Annotated in this window: 1 pseudogene; it reads left to right on the top strand. The window is 60.1% G+C overall.

The features are described from left to right. Nucleotides 1–524, top strand: a pseudogene (locus JJD74_RS30705) (hypothetical protein); the annotation flags it as partial.

The raw sequence follows: 524 nt of genomic DNA, 5'->3' as shown, positions 1-524 counted from the left end.
GATCCGGACGCGCGCACCACGTTGCGCATTCCCAAGGCTCGCCTGCATCCGGACAAGGTCAACATGCTGTACTACACCGTCAGGCGCGGCAGCAGTAATATCGGCACTTCCACACCACCGCTGGAAATCCTCTATAACCGCATTCGCCCCGGCCTGAAGGATCGCCTGACCGACCCCGGTGGCCACTCCGAACTAAAATTGCTACTGCCGGACGAGATCAAGAACGGCGTCGGCGCGGATTTCGTCAGCGCCGAAGTGTGCGTGGCCTATCCCTATTGCCGCGCATATGACGTCATCTCCCTCAAATGCAACGGCGAACTGCTGGAGCCCAAGCCCAAGGTCAACCCCAATCTGGCGCCGCAACCGCCCAATCCCGGTGACGAAACCCCCATCACAATTTGCTTCACCGTCACCCGCGCCTTTCTCGACAAGGCGAAACGTCAGGATAAAAAACTGCATTTCTCCTACACCGTCACCGACCAGATCGGCAACGGCCCGGACACCGATGCGCCGTGGTCGCCGGT

This window comes from Pseudomonas sp. MF6776, assembly GCF_016613125.1.
Lineage (GTDB): Bacteria > Pseudomonadota > Gammaproteobacteria > Pseudomonadales > Pseudomonadaceae > Aquipseudomonas > Aquipseudomonas iridis.
The sequence above is the reverse complement of the archived record's forward strand: the minus strand, read 5'-3'. Positions and strand labels throughout refer to the sequence as shown.